Genomic DNA, 16,299 nt, shown 5'->3' on the forward strand with positions numbered 1-16,299 from the left:
GCGAGAACACCTTAGCGACGCTCAGATTTTCCTACCAGACGTTCCTGTGAAGAAAAAACTCATCGAAGTTGCGCTGCCGCTGGAGGCGATCAACAAGGCCTCAGTGCGCGAGAGCTACATCTACCGTGGGAACCCATCTGCGCTCCACAAATGGTGGGCACAGCGACCGCTGGCGGCGGCGCGGGCGGTAATCTTTGCGCAGATGGTGGACGATCCGTCGGCGCGGCCGGACCTGTTCCCGACCGAGAAGGCGCAGGAGAAGGAGCGGCAGCGGCTGTTCCGGATCATCGAGGATCTGGTGTTGTGGGAGAACACGACCAACGAGGCCGTGCTGCAACGCGCACGGGATGAGATCTGGGCCAGTTGGCGCCATGCCTGCGCCGAGAACGCGGACCACCCACGGGCGATGGAACTGTTCGACCGTTACAAGCTGCCGGCTTTTCACGATCCGTTTGCGGGCGGCGGCACGCTGCCGCTGGAGGCGCAACGCCTGGGGCTCGAAGCGTACGCCAGTGACCTGAACCCGGTCGCGGTACTGATCAACAAGGCGATGATAGAGATCCCGCCGAAGTTCGCCGGCAAGCCGCCGGTCAACCCGGATGCGAGGGCCTCCGACGGCATGTTTGTCCGCGAATGGAAAGGTGCGCAAGGCTTGGCCGATGACGTCCGGTACTACGGCAAATGGATGCGCGATGAGGCCGAGAAACGGATTGGTCACCTATATCCCAAGATCGAGATCACCGCAGAGATGGCGGCGGAGCGATCCGATCTGAAGCCGCTGGTCGGCCGCGAACTGACGGTGATCGCGTGGCTGTGGGCACGCACGGTCAAGAGCCCGAACCCGGCGTTCGCCGATGTCGACGTGCCGCTGGCTTCGACCTTCATGGTCTCGACCAAGGCCGGCAAGGAAGCCTATGTCGAGCCGGTGATCGCGGGCGGCGGCTACCGCTTCACGGTGAAGCTCGGCAAGCCGGCGAATGCCGAGGCGGCCAAGAGAGGCACTAAGTCAGGAGGAAGCCACCGTAGTTTTTTGTGCCTGATGTCGGGTGCGCCGATGCCATTCGATTACCTCCGTTCGGAGGGTAGGGCAGGTCGGATGGGCGCGCGACTGATGGCGATCGTGGCCGAGGGTGACCGCGGACGCGTGTATCTCTCGCCCTTGGCCTACCATGAGGCCGCGGCGCGGCAAGCTAAGCCAGAGTGGAAGCCCGATGTCGAGTTTTTCCAGAAGGCGCTCGGCTTCCGCGTCGGCGGATATGGGATGACGAGGTGGTGCGACCTCTTCACACCTCGCCAATTGGTGGCGCTGACGACATTTTGGGCTTTGGTCAACGAGAGCCGATCGCGCATCACTCGCGATGCAAACGAGGCTGATCTTGCTGACGAGCGGTTACTGCCCCAAGACGGCGGTCGGGGCGCAACTGCCTACGCTGAGGCCATGATGTTGTATCTAGCCTTTGGTGTCGACAAGTACTCGATGTACGGCAATTCGTTAGTGCCGTGGTATTCGAAAGAGAGTCGCCCTTCGATGCTATTCGGTCAACAGGTTGTCTCGATGGTCTGGGACTTCACAGAAGTCAATCCGCTCTCCGACATCGGCGGGTCTCTGTCGCGTTCGCAGGAAATTGTTGCTGGCGCTCTTGCAGGCGTCATGGCAGGCGGTTTCGCTGGTCACGTCTCGCAGGATGATGCTGCAGGAAGGATTGGTAATCCTCCAACCTGCGTGGTCAGTACCGATCCACCCTATTACGATAACGTCGGTTACGCCGATCTCTCGGATTTCTTCTACGTTTGGCTAAGGCTCGGGCTCCGCCAGTCCTTTCCGGATCTGTTCGCTACGCTGACTGTCCCAAAGGAGCACGAACTTGTCGCCACTCCGGATCGGCACGGCGGCAAGGGCAGAGCCGAGAGGTTCTTCCTCGATGGCATGACTCAGGCAATGAAGCGACTGGCGGCTGGCGCGCATCCTGCCTTTCCGCTCACGATCTACTACGCATTCAAGCAGTCCGAGAATGAAGCCGATTCGGGACCTGCCAGCACAGGCTGGGAGACCTTCTTAGATGCGGTTATTTGCGCCGGATTCTCAATTGGTGGCACGTGGCCCATGCGGACGGAACGAACGGGTCGAGCCCGGGACACGGGTTCGAACGCCCTGGCCTCCAGCATTGTCCTCGTCTGCCGCCCCCGTCCTTACGACGCGCCGACCGTCACGCGCGGCCAGTTCGTCCGGGCGCTCAAGTCGGAACTACCCGACGCATTGCGCCATCTGCAGGCCGGGAATATCGCGCCGGTGGACCTGGCCCAGGCCGCGATCGGTCCCGGCATGGCGGTGTATACCCGTTGTTCGAAGGTGCTCGACGCCGAGGGCAAGCCGCTGCCGGTCCGTGAAGCCTTAGCGCTGATCAACCAGACCCTTGATGAGGTGTTGGCCGAGCAGGAAGGCGACTTCGACGCCGACAGCCGCTGGGCGCTGGCCTGGTTTGAGCAGGCGGGGTTCGCGGAAGGCGATTTCGGGGTCGCCGAGGTATTGTCCAAGGCCAAGGTCACGTCGGTACAAGGGCTGGTCGAGGCGGGAATCCTGGCGTCGAGCCGCGGCAAGGTGCGCCTGCTGCGTCCGGGTGAGCTGGATGCGGACTGGAACCCGGCCACCGATACGCGCCTGACCGCCTGGGAGGCGGTCCATCATCTGATCCGCGTACTGGAAGCCGGCGGCGAGAGCGCCGCGGCCGAACTCGTCGGCCAACTCGGCACCCAGGCCGAGGTGGCGCGTGAGCTGGCCTATCGGCTGTACACCCTGTGCGAACGCAAGAAGCGCGCGGCCGAGGCGCTGGCCTATAACGCGCTGGTCCAGAGCTTCCCCGAGATTCTGCGGCTGGCCCAGGAGAGCCCGCCGACCGCTGCCGAGCCGGCGCAGGGCAATCTCGGTTTCTAATGACAACGCCATGCATCCCAGCCTGACTATCGACCGCACGACTCTGGCTCGCTTCTGCCGCGAGCACCACGTCCGACGTCTGGCACTGTTCGGGTCGCAGTTGAAGGGCACAGCGCGGCCCGACAGTGACGTGGATCTCTTGGTCGAGTTCCTGCCCGAGGCGCATCCGACCTTTCTCGATCTCGCGCGGATGGAGATCGAACTGTCGGGCTACCTCGGTGGCCGCAGGGTCGACCTGCGGACCCCCGAGGACCTGAGCCGCTACTTCCGGGACGAAGTGGTGCGGACCGCCGAGGTGCAGTATGTCGCCGGATGACCGCGGAGCCATCCCACCTGTATTCCGGACAAGTAGGAGATTCGTTTGAACCGCACTTTGGTTGAAGACGCACTGACGTGCCTCATGGACGCGTTACCCGAAGGTTCGCGGGTCATCCTGTTCGGGTCGCAGGCGCGCGGTGATGCAGGCGCGGACAGTGACCTTGACGTGCTGGTGATCGAACCCGAGGTCCCTGACCGTTCATCGGAGATGGTTCGTTTGGCCACGTTGCTCGGCCGTCGCTTGATTCCAGGCGATGTGGTTGTCATGAGCCGTGCCATGTACGAGCGCCAATGTCAGGTGCCGAATACGCTGGCGTATCGCGCCACACGCGAGGGGCAGGTTCATGAGTGCAGCCGCTGAGTATGCGCGGGCATTGCTCGCTCGGGCTGCCGATGACCGCTATGTGGTGGAACTCCTGGCGCGCAGTCCGGATGCACCTTTGTGGGTGCTGGGATTCCATGCACAGCAGGCGGTCGAAAAGGCGATCAAGGGCGTGCTGGCCTCGCACCAAATCGAGTTTCCCCGAACCCATAACTTGGCGATGTTGCTCGAAATGGCTAGGCGCGCGGCCATCGTGTTGCCCCCGGACGGCGATGATCTCGCCCGATTGATTCCCTTCGGTGTGGCCCTTCGGTACGAAGATGCGACGAGCGACGATGGTCCCGACCTGGATTCTGGGTGGGCACTCGATGTCGTCACCCGCACGCTAAAGTGGGCCGACGACGCCATTACGCGACCGGACCATCCGTTCAATCAGGAGGATTGACCCCTTGGCCACCACCAACCACGAACGCGTCGGCAAGGCGCTGGAGCTGTTGAAGGCGGGGCTGGCCCCGTTCGTCGAGCGGGAGATGCGAACCCGGCTCGGCAAGGATTGGGCGTTCGACGTACGCGAGGTGCTGTCCGACACCCGGCTTGGGAACAACAAGGGCGATGCGCTGCAGGATGTGGCGGCGCAACTGGTCGTCATGGACCGCAAGTGGAACGAGGTGTTCAAGCTGACCCTGGGCAAGGCCGAGCGCAGCCTGGTCAACGAACTCATCGATGCGCGCAACCGCTGGGCGCATCAACAGCCTTTCTCCAGCGATGACGCCTATCGCGCCCTCGATTCCGTCACGCGCATGCTGAGCGCCGTCTCGGCGCCGCAGGGCGACGAGGTCGAGCGGATGAAGATGGAACTGCTGCGGGTGCGGTTCGACGAGCAGGTGCGCAGCGAGAAGCGCAAGACGGCCGGAACGGCCATCGAAAGCCAGGCGGCCAGCCATCTGAAACCGTGGCGTGAGATCGTCACGCCGCACCGCGATGTCGCGAGCGGGCGTTACCAGCAGGCCGAGTTCGCGGCCGATCTGTGGCAGGTGCACCTCGGTGAAGGCGGCGAGGAATACCGCAACCCGGTCGAGTTCTTCCGCCGCACCTACCTGACCGAAAGTCTGAAACGGTTGCTGATCGGCGCCGTACAGCGGATGACCGCGGGTGGCGGCGATCCGGTCGTGCAGTTGCAGACCAATTTCGGCGGCGGCAAGACCCACTCGATGCTGGCGCTGTACCACCTGTTCTCCGGGACCTCGCCCAACGATCTGGCCGGGGTCGACGGGGTGCTCCACGAAGCCGGCGCCGCGCAACTGCCGACCGCGCGCCGGGTGGTGCTGGTGGGCAACAAGATCTCGCCCGGCAGCCCGGTCACCAAAGCGGACGGGACGGTGGTCCGCACGCTATGGGGCGAACTGGCCTGGCAGCTCGGCGGACGGGCGGCTTTCGACCGGATCGCGGCGGATGACGCCAATGCGACCAGTCCGGGCGACGTGCTGCGAGAACTGTTCAACACCTATGGCCCGTCGCTGATTCTGATCGATGAATGGGTGGCCTATGCGCGCCAATTGCACGACCAGAGCGATTTGCCGGGTGGTGGCTTCGAAACGCAGTTCAGCTTTGCCCAGGTCCTGACCGAATCCGCCAAGCTCGCCAAGAACTGCCTGCTGGTCATCAGCCTGCCGGCCTCGGATACCGCCGGAACTTCTTCCTCCGCTGACGATGTCGAAGTGGGCGGCCAGCGTGGACGGGAAGCGCTCGATCGGCTGCGCAACGTCGTCGGGCGGGTCGAGTCATCCTGGCGGCCGGCCAGTGCCGAGGAGGGGTTCGAGATCGTCCGGCGGCGACTGTTCGAGCCGATGACCGACCCGCAGCAGTTCAAGGACCGCGACGTCGTCGCGCGCGCTTTCGCCGATCTCTACCGCACGCAGCATCAGGAGTTTCCGCTGGAGTGCCGCGATCCGGATTACGAGAAGCGCCTACAGGCCGCGTATCCGATCCATCCGGAGGTGTTCGACCGGCTCTATACCGATTGGTCGACGTTGGTGAAATTCCAGCGTACCCGCGGCGTCCTGCGACTGATGGCAGCGGTGATTCACAGCCTGTGGGAGAAGGGCGACCGCAATCCCATGATCCTGCCTTCGAATATCCCGATCGACGATCCGCGGGTGCAGTTCGAGCTGACGCGCTACCTGTCTGACAATTGGGTGCCGATCCTCGAAAAGGATGTGGACGGGCCGCATTCGCTGCCGTTGCGGCTCGATGGCGAGATCCCGAACCTCGGCAAGTTCGCCGCCTGCCGCCGGGTGGCCCGGACCATTTACCTGGGCTCGGCACCGACACCGACTGCGGCGAACCGCGGGCTGGAGGATAGGCACGTCAAACTGGGCTGCGTGATGCCCGGCGAAGCGCCGGCCGTGTTCGGCGATGCGCTGAGGCGCTTGGCGGGGGCTGCGACCTATCTGTACCAGGACGGACCGCGTTACTGGTATTCGACGCAGCCGACCGTGACCAAGTTGGCCGAGGACCGCGCCGAGCAACTCCGCCGCGATCCCGACCGCATCGTGCACGAACTCGAAAAGCGGCTGCGCGCGGATCTGGACAAGCATCACGGCGACTTCCGGCGGATCCACCCCTTGCCGAGGTCGACCCAGGACGTGCCCGACGATCTCGACGCCCGGCTGGTCGTGCTGGGCAGCGATCAGCCTTACAGCAAGGAAGCCAACAGCCCGGCCGAATCCGCGGCGCGTGCGATCTTCGAGTCCCGCGGCAACAGCCCGCGCCTGTACCGCAACACACTGGTGTTCCTGGCGCTCGATAAGACGCGCTGGCAGGACTTGGACGACGCGCTGCGGCGTTACCTGGCGTGGGAGTCGATCGTCGCTGAGAAGGACACGCTGGATCTGTCACCGCACCAGGTGAAACAGGCCGAGACGCAAAAGGCCGCTGCCCACAGCACGGTCACCGCCCGCCTTCCGGAAGCCTACCAATGGCTGCTGGTGCCGACCCAGAACGACCCGCAAGCGCCAATCCAGTGGCAGGCGATGCGGCTGACCGGTCAAGACCCGCTGGCGGCGCGGGTCAGCAAGAAACTCCGGACCGACGAATTGTTGGTCACCGGACTCGGGCCGACGCGGCTGCGCATGGAAATGGACCGCGTGCCGCTGTGGCGCGGCGAGCATGTCGCGATCGGACAGTTGGTCGAGGATTTCGGTCGGTACCTGTACCTGCCGCGGCTGGCTTCCTCGGCGGTGTTGCTGCGTGCCATTCAGGAAGGTGTGGATCTACTGACCTGGGACATCGAGTCGTTTGCGATCGCCGACAGCTACGACGACGCTTTGTCGCGTTACCGTGGGCTTCAGCCGGGTGGCCGGTTCGTGACCATCGCCGAAAGCGACACGGGGCGTTTGCTGGTCAAGCCCGAAGTGGCAATCCGCCAGATCGGTGCCGAGGTGCCGGGTCCGGGGGCGGTTACGCCCCCTGATCCTGGCCGCGGGGGTGGCAGCCCTGACGGTTCGACGCCAGTAGGTCCCAAGCCACCGCCAGTGCCTGGCGTCACTCCGTCGAAGAAGCTGGTCCGCTATCACGGGTGCGTGACGCTCGACCCGGCGCGAGCCGGACGCGATGCGAGCCGTATCGCAGAGGAAGTGATCACTCACCTGGCTGGCCTGGACGGCGCGACCGTTACCGTGACGCTGGAGATCTCGGCCGAGATTCCCGCTGGTGCGCCGGATCAGGTCGTGCGCGTGGTCACGGAGAATGGGCGGACACTGAAGTTCGCGACGCAGGGGTTTGAGTCGGATTGATCGCAGGCCGGTCAGGGATGACCTGTTTCCTTCCCGGAATTCGACGGGGAAGCGCGGCGAACCGCAACTTGAAGACGAGCATCGTCGGCTCAGGCGATCAATCCGGCCTACACCAGCACGCCAAAACCGGGGGCAATCATCAGAACGTGGTGGTCCCGAAAGACGCTAGATTTCCGTCGAAGGTGACCCTGGGGTGACCCCAACTTTTCACTCCCTGAGGTCCAGGTCTTAAGCTGATGTTTTGTATGGTGGGCCATGTAGGGATCGAACCTACGACAAACGGATTAAGAGACCTTAGATTTTCAATTTAAATACATAGATTTACGGCATTTTTGCCTAATAAAACGGGCGATTCCGCGCCTTTTCGACCAATGACCTAGCGGTTCCGGCCGGAAAATTTTAGGCAGGGAATCCACCCGGGAGCAGGCACTGACCCGGCCCCGATTTTTTTTATGGACACGAATTCGGGGTAAAACCGTGTCAGAGAAGAGGGGCTGAAGATACCGGAATAGAGAGTAGCTAAAGCCTGGCGATGCCAGGCGTCTTCAAACCGGCGGAGGCGGTGACCAATGCCGGCGCAGATCGCCCGCCGCCTGCGCCCCCCACGGGTTGCCCTGCTCCTCCGACAGCAGTTCCAGCCGGTCGAGTAGATCGGCGATCGTCGCGCTCTGGTCATCGGCGCCGTGCTCGATCAGCGCAGCGGCATACGCGTGGTAGTACTGCGGGCAGTAGCCCGGGAAATGCTCGACCGTCAACTCGTCCAGCTCGTCGAACACCCTTCCGAGACGCGCACCGTTGCCGGCTCGCTCGGCCGCCATCGCCAGATCGAGCGCCACGCGCACGCGGAGCGGCGTAATGCCCAGCACCGCCTCGGGCGCTGTGTCGTCGCCCGCTAGCACATCCAGGCGCGTGTAGAGCGGCTCGCTATCGCGAGCCCGAAGGTCATCGGACAGTATCTCCAGCATGGCAAGCGCATCCGTTACCCGGCCCGACTCCAAGAGCCACAGTCCCCGCGCTGCCAGGGCCTCGCAGCGTGCGAATTGCAGGTCGTAGCGAGCCGAAAGTGCCTCCCCTTCGTCGAGCCACGTCGCGGCCTCTTCGGGCCGCCCCGCATAGGTTAGGAAGCGACCGACCACAATCGCGAGACGTGCACGACGCGGTTCGTCCCCGAGTTCACAGGCGATCGCATGAGCGGCTCGCAGCTGCACCAGCGGGGCCGTCCACGCCTGCAACATGTCGTAGACGCCTGCACACTCGATCGCGACGTCGCAAAGCTCGAGACCGTCACCGCAGGTGCTCGCGTCCTTGGTCACTCTGCGGCACAGGTCGACGGCACGACCCACCTCCCCGCGCAGGGCAAGCAGCCGCGCGAGCGCTGCGCCGAACGCGGGCCGGTGGCTTCCTGAGTAGCCCCGAGCAAGGTACTCGAAACCGTTCTGGTCGGCCCCGGCCTTCCATTCCATGAGGTTGCTCAGATCGTCTGCCCGCGCCACGGGGTTGCGAAGGAAGCCGACGTCGAGTAGCGCCTGGCCATAGTTAAAGTTGTAGCGATCGTACGACGGTCCCCGCGCGTCCTCCGGCGCGCGATACGAGCGCCAAGTCTTGCGCATCAGAAATAGCGCGTCCCGGTCGAGCCCGCAGGACCGCAACATTGCCACGATGATATTCACCACGGACATGGGGCCCAGTGCCGTCGCCCAGGCGCGGACGCCGTCACGCACTGCAGCCGTCGTGTCGCAGGGGGCCGCAGCGCCGGCCGAGGCCGACAATCCGAAGGACTCGATAAGCCAGCCGGGCAGTTCCCCCTCCACGACCTTCGCCTTGCCGGGGCCATAGGCAACGAGGACACGTTCCACCCCCGGCGGCACTGGCGTACCAGGACGCGACACGAACACGAAGCCCTTGGCGTCCGCCGCCGATCCGAGAACGTTGAGGTAATTCGGCACGTGCGTAAAGTCGGCGCCCGAGAACCCGAGATACAACCAGCGCCGGCTCCGAAGCAGTTCATCGAGGACCGACTGCAGCGCGGCCGGCCGACCCGCTATCCGCTGCCGCAGCGTGTCAACCATGGACTCCGGATCCTCGAGCGAGCCGTGAATCTTGATAACGGACAGCGGACTGCCGTCGACAGCCCCGCGTGCCAGCGCAGCGAACGCCGGCGCGTCATGGGCGACGTGAAAGGGCACGTTGCGCGCTGCCAGCGCTGCCTCCAGCAGGCGATCGAAATTGGTCGTGACGATTGCGGCCAGCGCACCCCGCGCGGCAAGCTCAGCGACAGCCTCGTGAACCGGACCCGGCGGCGCCGCCTGGAGGCTTTGCCACACGCGAAAGTAGTCGCGCCCGACCTCCTCCTCCATGAGCTGCGCCTGGAAGTCCGGCGATAGAAAGCGTGTGGCGTCGCGGCGGGCGTGCAGCGTCCTCAGAATGTCGGCGGTCGGCTGCCGCCCGCGGCTGAACTCGGCGAGCCGCTCGCACAGACCTTCGAGGACGAGGGTATTGAAGCCGGTCCAACTGGGGAGATTCGACGGGGGTGCCATGGAGGCACCAGCACCGACGAATACGATCCACGGTTCGTTTTTGACTAATGGGTCCATAGCCCCTCCCGCGCTATCCATACCACAAAAACTCAAGGCAGAAAAAGCTGCAACAGGCGCGATGACCCCTTAGCACCAAAGTACCAAGTGCCTCATGCATGCGCTCCCGCTCCCGCCCTCGCTTCACGGCGAAGGTTGTAACTTCGCCAGCAAAGTCCGGCTGACGAATTGCGAGAAGTCTTCCACGTTCTCGTAACCCTGGCGCTGGGCGAACGCCACCAGCGCCATGATCAACTGTTTCGTCTCGGCGATCTCTTCGTGGGACCTGCCGCAACCTTCGCAGTGTGTACCCTCCTTGGTGCAGCGGTCCGGTACACAAGGTCTGAATTTCATGGCGCTTGCCTCCTGACTAAGAAGATTTAGAAACGGCTGAATTAATCCATCACCTGGAAGAACCTTTTGGGTGCACCGCAGATCGGACATTCCCAGTTCTCAGGAATGTCTTCCCATCGTGTTCCGGGAGGAATACCACTATCGGGATCGCCTTTTGCTTCGTCATAGATATGCTCGCACTCCATGCATTGGTATTTTTTGTAATCCGACACTGTTCAACATCTCCTGTAGATACGTTAATGCGCCCGATTGGCCGCACGACGAAACGGTTGTGGGAGCGAACCAAGCCGCTCGATCAATGCTGCCTTCACCAGATCGGCTTGCTCTTCCGCATGCTGCCGATAGAAACCTGTCGCTGGAGAGGCGGCAGCCGGCCGGCCGGCATAAACTGGCAGCGGGGTACCCCTCCGCAACTCCTCGAGCAGATTGGCCAGACGCGGCAGCGCGAAAGACCAGGCCCCCATATTCGCCGGCTCCTCCTGACACCAGATCACCTCGGCGCGCTCGTAACGCGCGATCTGTTCGAGCAGATTCTGTCGCGGCCACGGATACAACTGTTCCACCCGAATCAGCGCGACATCGTCGATACCCCGCCGCCGGCGTTCTTCCACCAAGTCGTAGTAGACCTTGCCGGAACACAGCACCAGACGCCGGACTTCGGCATCATTCCGCAGCGTATCCACTTCGGGCAGCACCCGTTTGAATGAAGTCCCGGGCCCGAAGTCCGTCAGGTCAGAAACTGCGAGCTTATGCCGCAACAGCGACTTCGGCGTGAACACGATCAACGGCTTGCGAAAGTTGCGGCGTATCTGCCGCCGTAGCACATGGAAATAATTGGCTGGCGTCGTGCAGTTGACGACCTGCAGGTTGTCTTCGGCGCACAACTGCAAATAGCGCTCCGGTCTCGCCGACGAGTGCTCGGGACCCTGTCCGTCGTATCCGTGCGGCAAGAGCAGCACGAGCCCCGATAAGCGCAACCACTTCGACTCCCCGGACGCGATGAACTGATCGATGATCACCTGCGCGCCATTGGCGAAATCACCGAACTGCGCTTCCCATACGACCAGGGCATCAGGATCAGCCAGCGAATAACCGTACTCGAACCCCAGGACCGAGGACTCCGATAAAGGACTATCGATGACCTCGAAATACGCCTGCCCATCGCGCAGACGATTTAGCGGCACGTATCGGGCTTCGGTGTGCTGATCCACCAGCACCGAATGCCGCTGCGAGAATGTGCCCCGGCCGGAATCCTGTCCAGAAAGCCGCACGGGCGTGCCCTCCAACAACAAACTTCCAAATGCGAGGGCTTCCGCGGTCGCCCAATCCATAGCCGTCCCGCGCTGCAGCGTGCCGCGGCGCCGCTCGACAACCGCGGGAATCTGCGGATGAAACCGGCAACCTTCGGGCAGTTCTGTCATTGCCAATCCAATGGCCCGGAGTTCCTCGACAGAGACCGCCGTATCGTATTCCCGCATCTCCTCTTCTCCCACCAGGGTCTGCAATCCTTTCCAAGGACCCTCCAGCCAGTCGGCCGTATCCGCCTTGTATGTGGTTGCCGCCGAGAAATCCGCATCCAGTCGGTTCAGGAACCATTGCTGCATCCCTTCGACTTCACCCTCATGCATGGTTCCGTCAGCGATCAGCTGTTCGGCGTAGCGTTGGCGGACCGTGGAGTGCTGCGCGATCGCTCGGTACATGCGCGGCTGAGTGAATGACGGATCATCCGCTTCGTTGTGCCCGTAACGCCGGTAGCAAAACATATCGATCACGACGTCGCGCCCGAATACCTGCCGAAACTCTGCCGCGATCCGCGCCACATGCACCACGGCTTCCGGATCGTCCCCGTTGACGTGAAAGATCGGCGCCTGAACCATCTTCGCCACATCGGACGGATAGGGCGACGAACGGGAATAGGCCGGGCTGGTCGTGAAACCGATCTGATTGTTGACGATGAAATGGATTGTTCCGCCCGTACGGTAACCTTCCAGTTCGGACAAACCGAAGCATTCCGCAACCAGACCCTGGCCAGCGAAGGCAGCATCGCCATGCAGCAGGACCGCCATGACTTTTCGGCGGTCGACATCGCCACGCTGGGTCTGTTTCGCGCGTACCTTGCCCAACACCACGGGATCGACCGCTTCGAGGTGCGACGGATTCGCGGCCAGCGACAAGTGGACCCGATGGCCGTCGAACACTCGGTCTGCCGAGGTGCCGAGATGGTATTTCACGTCGCCGGAGCCTTGCATGTCATCCGGATGAGCAGAGGCACCCTGAAACTCCGCGAAGATCGCGACGTAGGGCTTGTGCATGAGGTTGGTCAGCACATTCAGCCTCCCCCGATGCGGCATACCCAGATTCACGTCCTCGACACCCAATTGTGCACCCCGCTTGAGTATCTGTTCGATGCCGGGGATCAGACTCTCCGCCCCATCCAGCCCAAACCGCTTGGTACCAGGGAACTTACGATGCAGAAAGCGTTCGAGTTCCTCGGCATGGATCAATCGTTCCAGGATCGTTCTCTTGCCCCGGTCGGTGAACTGGGATTGATTGTGGATGCTCTCGATGCGCTGCTGGATCCAGGCCTTCTCGTCAGGATCCTGGATGTGCATGAATTCGACGCCGATCGACCCACAATAGGTCTCCTCGAGGATCTGCATGATCTGCCGGAGTGTCGCAGTCTCCATGCCCAGAACCTGGTTGATGAAAATCGGTCGATCCAGATCCGCTGCACCGAACCCCCAGGTCTCGGGATCGAGTTCCGGATGGTAGCCTCGGCCGTCCAGACCCAGCGGATCCAAACGGGCGATCAGATGGCCGCGAACCCGGTAGACGCGGATGATCATCAGCGCCCGGATCGAATCCAGCGTCGCCTGGCGGATGGCGGCCTCGTCCAGCGACGTTCCCCTTTCGGATGCGCGGTGACCGACCACTCGACCGGTCAGTTGCGCTGTGTCGCTCCGAGATTCCACAGGATCACCCAACTCACGGAATAGGGCGGCCCATTCGCTGCCCACGCTGCCGGGATCGTTCAGGAATCGGCGGTACAGTTCGGTCAGGTAGGCTGCATTTGCCCCGCTGAACAGGGTCTCGTCGAGGTCCATGCCAAAGGGCTCGTTCATAACCCTGAAATTGACCAAACTCCCCGACACGCTGCGGGCGCCGGACGACATCCGGTTCCGGCCGATGCATCGGCCCAGCTCGCCGCTAGCATTTGCCGTCCACTCGCGGCTGCAGCAGGATCGGCGCGTACTGGGTGATGAATAGCCCATAGGCGGCGACCCAGGATACAGCGGACAGCCATAAGCCTTCGTTCACGAACACCGACGCGACCCGTCCCAGGGTACCCACGGTAATCAGTACGAAGGCCCACCGCATTCGGGCCGAGGCGATCAGCGGCCTTCCGGTATGGCCGAGCGCCACGCGGGCCGCCACCGCGAGAATCATGGTGCCGATCGCGCCGTAGGCGAGGGCATGTAAACCCGCATCACGCAGCCCCCACCCCGTGATGGACGCGAGACCGAGCAGCGCAAAACCGATCGGTATCCAGGCATAGCCCAGATGCAGGATCCACAACAGCGGTTCCGAAGTCGCCAGCCAGCCGCGCCAACGGACCAGCCGCGCCGCCTGTGCGGCCGCCGCAGCCAATCCGAGCCAGCCGGTCCCCACGGCATCGGGCACCGCCACCCACGCCACGGCGAACAGCGCCATCAGCCACACCGCTGCCTGGTCGAGACGGTCGAATGTCGGCAGCGGACCCGCAATCTCCGGCCGGTTCGCACGCAGCCAGTTTTGGGTGAAGGCAGGCAGGATGCGGCCGCCGACCAGCGAAATCATTCCCAGGACCAGGAACAACCCCACCCGCAAGCAGGCAGCCTGAATGTCGCCGTGCTCAGGGCCCGCGGCGAAGAACACCGCCTCGGCGACCAAAAAGGCAAGCAACAGTCCCGGCACCTTGAAGTTTCGCGTATTGCGCGCTGCGAACACCTCCCGCGCGAGCAATAGGCACAAGGTCAGCCAGAACAGACCGCTTCCGATGGCCCAGACCGAGAAACTCATCCGACCCGGGCACAAGGCAGCGATCCGCGCGAGAAGCCAAAGCCCGCTCAGCACCAGCAGCGGGAGTCCGGCGATCGGGGGCCGACCAGTCCAGGTCGCGACAGCCGTTAGCAGAAACCCGGCAATGGCGCCGCCGGCGAACCCGAAAACCATCTCATGGCCATGTCCCATGAACGCCGAAACCGAGCCGGACCAGCCCAGCACACCCGCCAGGATCAAACCCCAGAGCGCGACGATGACGACCGCGTAGACGCCGACCAGCAGAAAAAAAGGCCGGAAACCATAGCTGAACAAGAGTTCGAATCGGTTTGGACGCATCATGCGACTCGCTGGAGGTTGAGACTGTTGAGGTTCGCTTCGTTCAACACCCCGTCGGCCGCTCCTCAGAACGACACGATGGCTTCGACGAAGCCGTAGTTGCCGGGCCGGGCGGTATATTGGGCATTGATGATGCTCTGGCCAAAGGCGTGGCTGTAGAACAGATTGAAGGCCAGATAATCAAGCGGCTTGTAGTTGACCATCAGGTGCGTGAGGTAGGCCAGATCATCGAAGCCGCCCGTCGGATTGCCGTTGAAACCGAAATAGGTGTTACTGGTGGCACCCCCACCGCTGTAGACCAGATCACGGCTCTGGCTGACGCTGAGCCAGTGGAAATCGAGTCTTACCAGCAGCGTCGGGTCGGGTCTCAGCAAAGCCTGCACGAACACGTCCTGGTTGTTCATCATGTTGTAGAAAGGGAACTGGGCGTAAAGCCAAGCTGTCGGCAGCATCTGGAAAAAGGTCTGATGATCGCGATCATCGGGATTGGCATCCCCCGAGGCGCTGTTGATGCCGGCGCGCAGCCAGGGGCTGCTCCAAACCTCGTTGAATTGATAGCCAAGTTCCGCGCCATACGCCCAGGAACCCTGGCTCAGATTCTGCCAGTCGCCGAACTGACCGTAGTTGTAGAGCATGCCGTCCAGAACGCCCGGACCGATCGGCAGCGCATGAGCGCCCCAGACGCCAAGAGTGTGGATTTCGATGGGCTTGCCGCGGTTCGCAACGCGGACGGTCTCCGGCCGATTGTCGGCAGCCACCAGACCGCGATCGTCGCTGTAGTAGTAATACGATAGCTGTCCGATCGTGTTCCTGAACCGCTCCGAATCGCGCAGATTCGCAGTCAAACCGGCCACGTTGATGTCAGTTATGGTGTTCATGCCATTGATCTCGAAGCCACCGGAGGTCGGCATGAAGGCAAAACCCTGGATTTCGACGTCCTCGGCGAGGTAGCCGACGGTGCCGCCGTCGAAGCTACGCCCGGTGTGCGTGTATTCGAATGGACCGATCAGCCGCTGTGCCAGCCGGGTCTCCTGGATCCACTTGAGATTCCACTGTCTGGCGGGTCCCTGCGCCGCGTCGGAATACAGTTGCCGGCCAGCGCTCACGTAAAACCCGTCATGCCGCAGCTTCAACCAGCCTTGCCGCAGGAACGCCGCGTTCTGGGTTGTCGTCGGCGTATTCGCGTAATACACGGCACCGAGGCCGACACCATTCGATGGCAAGGCGGCGACCGTCGAATTCTGGAATTGGGCGAAACCTTCAAACCGCTCTCCACGAACCCGGATACCCAGCTGCAATTTGTTACCGGCGAAGGTGTAGTCACTGTCGCGTTCGGTGACCCGACCCCTAACGATTGGGTCGCCGAACCAATCGACAAACTCACCGCGGATGCGCTCGTTCAGCTCAAAGCGCACATGGTTGCCTTCCGTGACCTCGGTCTCCGCCTTCCACGGTTTGGCATCACCGGCGTCCGCGGCACAGAGCGCGAAAGGGCTCGCGGCAAGCACCACCGCAAAAGGCCAGGCGTCACGATACCGGACGCGGCCGCCGGGGCCAGCGACCCGTGCGGACACGCCTTCGAAGGCGGTCTCCCCACAGTCCATCGGCTTTGGCCCGTGATCCTGTGGG

At 62.9% G+C, this 16,299-nt stretch carries 11 protein-coding genes; 5 read left to right on the forward strand and 6 right to left on the reverse strand.

The window, feature by feature from the left end; translation table 11 throughout:
* Window positions 1-46 precede the first annotated feature (46 nt).
* From ACW73L_RS20705 to ACW73L_RS20725, 5 genes are read left to right on the forward strand one after another with little or no spacing between them, the layout of a single operon-like run.
* Window positions 47-2,932: a DUF1156 domain-containing protein gene (locus tag ACW73L_RS20705; RefSeq protein ID WP_498924465.1), complete on the forward strand. Its 2,886-nt coding sequence runs from the start codon at window positions 47-49 to the stop codon at window positions 2,930-2,932.
* Between the two features lie 10 nt (window positions 2,933-2,942).
* Entirely contained in the window at window positions 2,943-3,248 is a 306-nt protein-coding gene (locus tag ACW73L_RS20710) for a nucleotidyltransferase family protein (RefSeq protein WP_498924466.1), read from the forward strand.
* Between the two features lie 45 nt (window positions 3,249-3,293).
* Window positions 3,294-3,611, forward strand: coding sequence for a nucleotidyltransferase domain-containing protein (locus tag ACW73L_RS20715; RefSeq protein WP_498924467.1), 318 nt, complete (start codon window positions 3,294-3,296; stop codon window positions 3,609-3,611).
* Window positions 3,595-4,017, forward strand: a complete 423-nt coding sequence (locus ACW73L_RS20720; protein WP_498924468.1) for a HEPN domain-containing protein — start codon at window positions 3,595-3,597, stop codon at window positions 4,015-4,017. The genes ACW73L_RS20715 and ACW73L_RS20720 overlap by 17 nt, the downstream gene beginning before the upstream one ends.
* 4 nt (window positions 4,018-4,021) lie before the next feature.
* Window positions 4,022-7,366: a Swt1 family HEPN domain-containing protein gene (locus ACW73L_RS20725; protein WP_498924469.1), complete on the forward strand. Its 3,345-nt coding sequence runs from the start codon at window positions 4,022-4,024 to the stop codon at window positions 7,364-7,366.
* Between the two features lie 545 nt (window positions 7,367-7,911).
* On the opposite strand, the gene ACW73L_RS20730 is transcribed toward ACW73L_RS20725, so the two are convergent.
* The 6 genes from ACW73L_RS20730 to ACW73L_RS20755 form a co-directional block, all read right to left on the reverse strand.
* A complete protein-coding gene (locus ACW73L_RS20730; RefSeq protein WP_498924470.1) occupies window positions 7,912-9,903 on the reverse strand; it encodes an SIR2 family protein in 1,992 nt (663 codons plus the stop codon).
* A 180-nt stretch (window positions 9,904-10,083) separates the two neighbouring features.
* Window positions 10,084-10,293 (reverse strand): DUF1289 domain-containing protein, encoded by a 210-nt coding sequence (locus tag ACW73L_RS20735; protein WP_498924471.1) that lies wholly within the window; start codon window positions 10,291-10,293, stop codon window positions 10,084-10,086.
* 41 nt (window positions 10,294-10,334) lie between these two features.
* Complete coding sequence (locus ACW73L_RS20740; protein WP_498924472.1) at window positions 10,335-10,505, reverse strand: rubredoxin; 171 nt, start codon at window positions 10,503-10,505, stop codon at window positions 10,335-10,337.
* Window positions 10,506-10,529: 24 nt separating this feature from the next.
* A complete protein-coding gene (locus ACW73L_RS20745) occupies window positions 10,530-13,415 on the reverse strand; it encodes a 2-oxoglutarate dehydrogenase E1 component (protein ID WP_498924473.1) in 2,886 nt (961 codons plus the stop codon).
* Window positions 13,416-13,500: 85 nt separating this feature from the next.
* On the reverse strand, window positions 13,501-14,670 hold the full coding sequence (locus ACW73L_RS20750; protein WP_498924474.1) for an NnrS family protein: 1,170 nt from the start codon (window positions 14,668-14,670) through the stop codon (window positions 13,501-13,503).
* A gap of 65 nt (window positions 14,671-14,735) precedes the next feature.
* On the reverse strand, window positions 14,736-16,274 hold the full coding sequence (locus tag ACW73L_RS20755; protein ID WP_498924475.1) for an alginate export family protein: 1,539 nt from the start codon (window positions 16,272-16,274) through the stop codon (window positions 14,736-14,738).
* Window positions 16,275-16,299 lie beyond the last annotated feature (25 nt).

The sequence above is a fragment of the Methylolobus aquaticus genome (genome assembly GCF_054172105.1).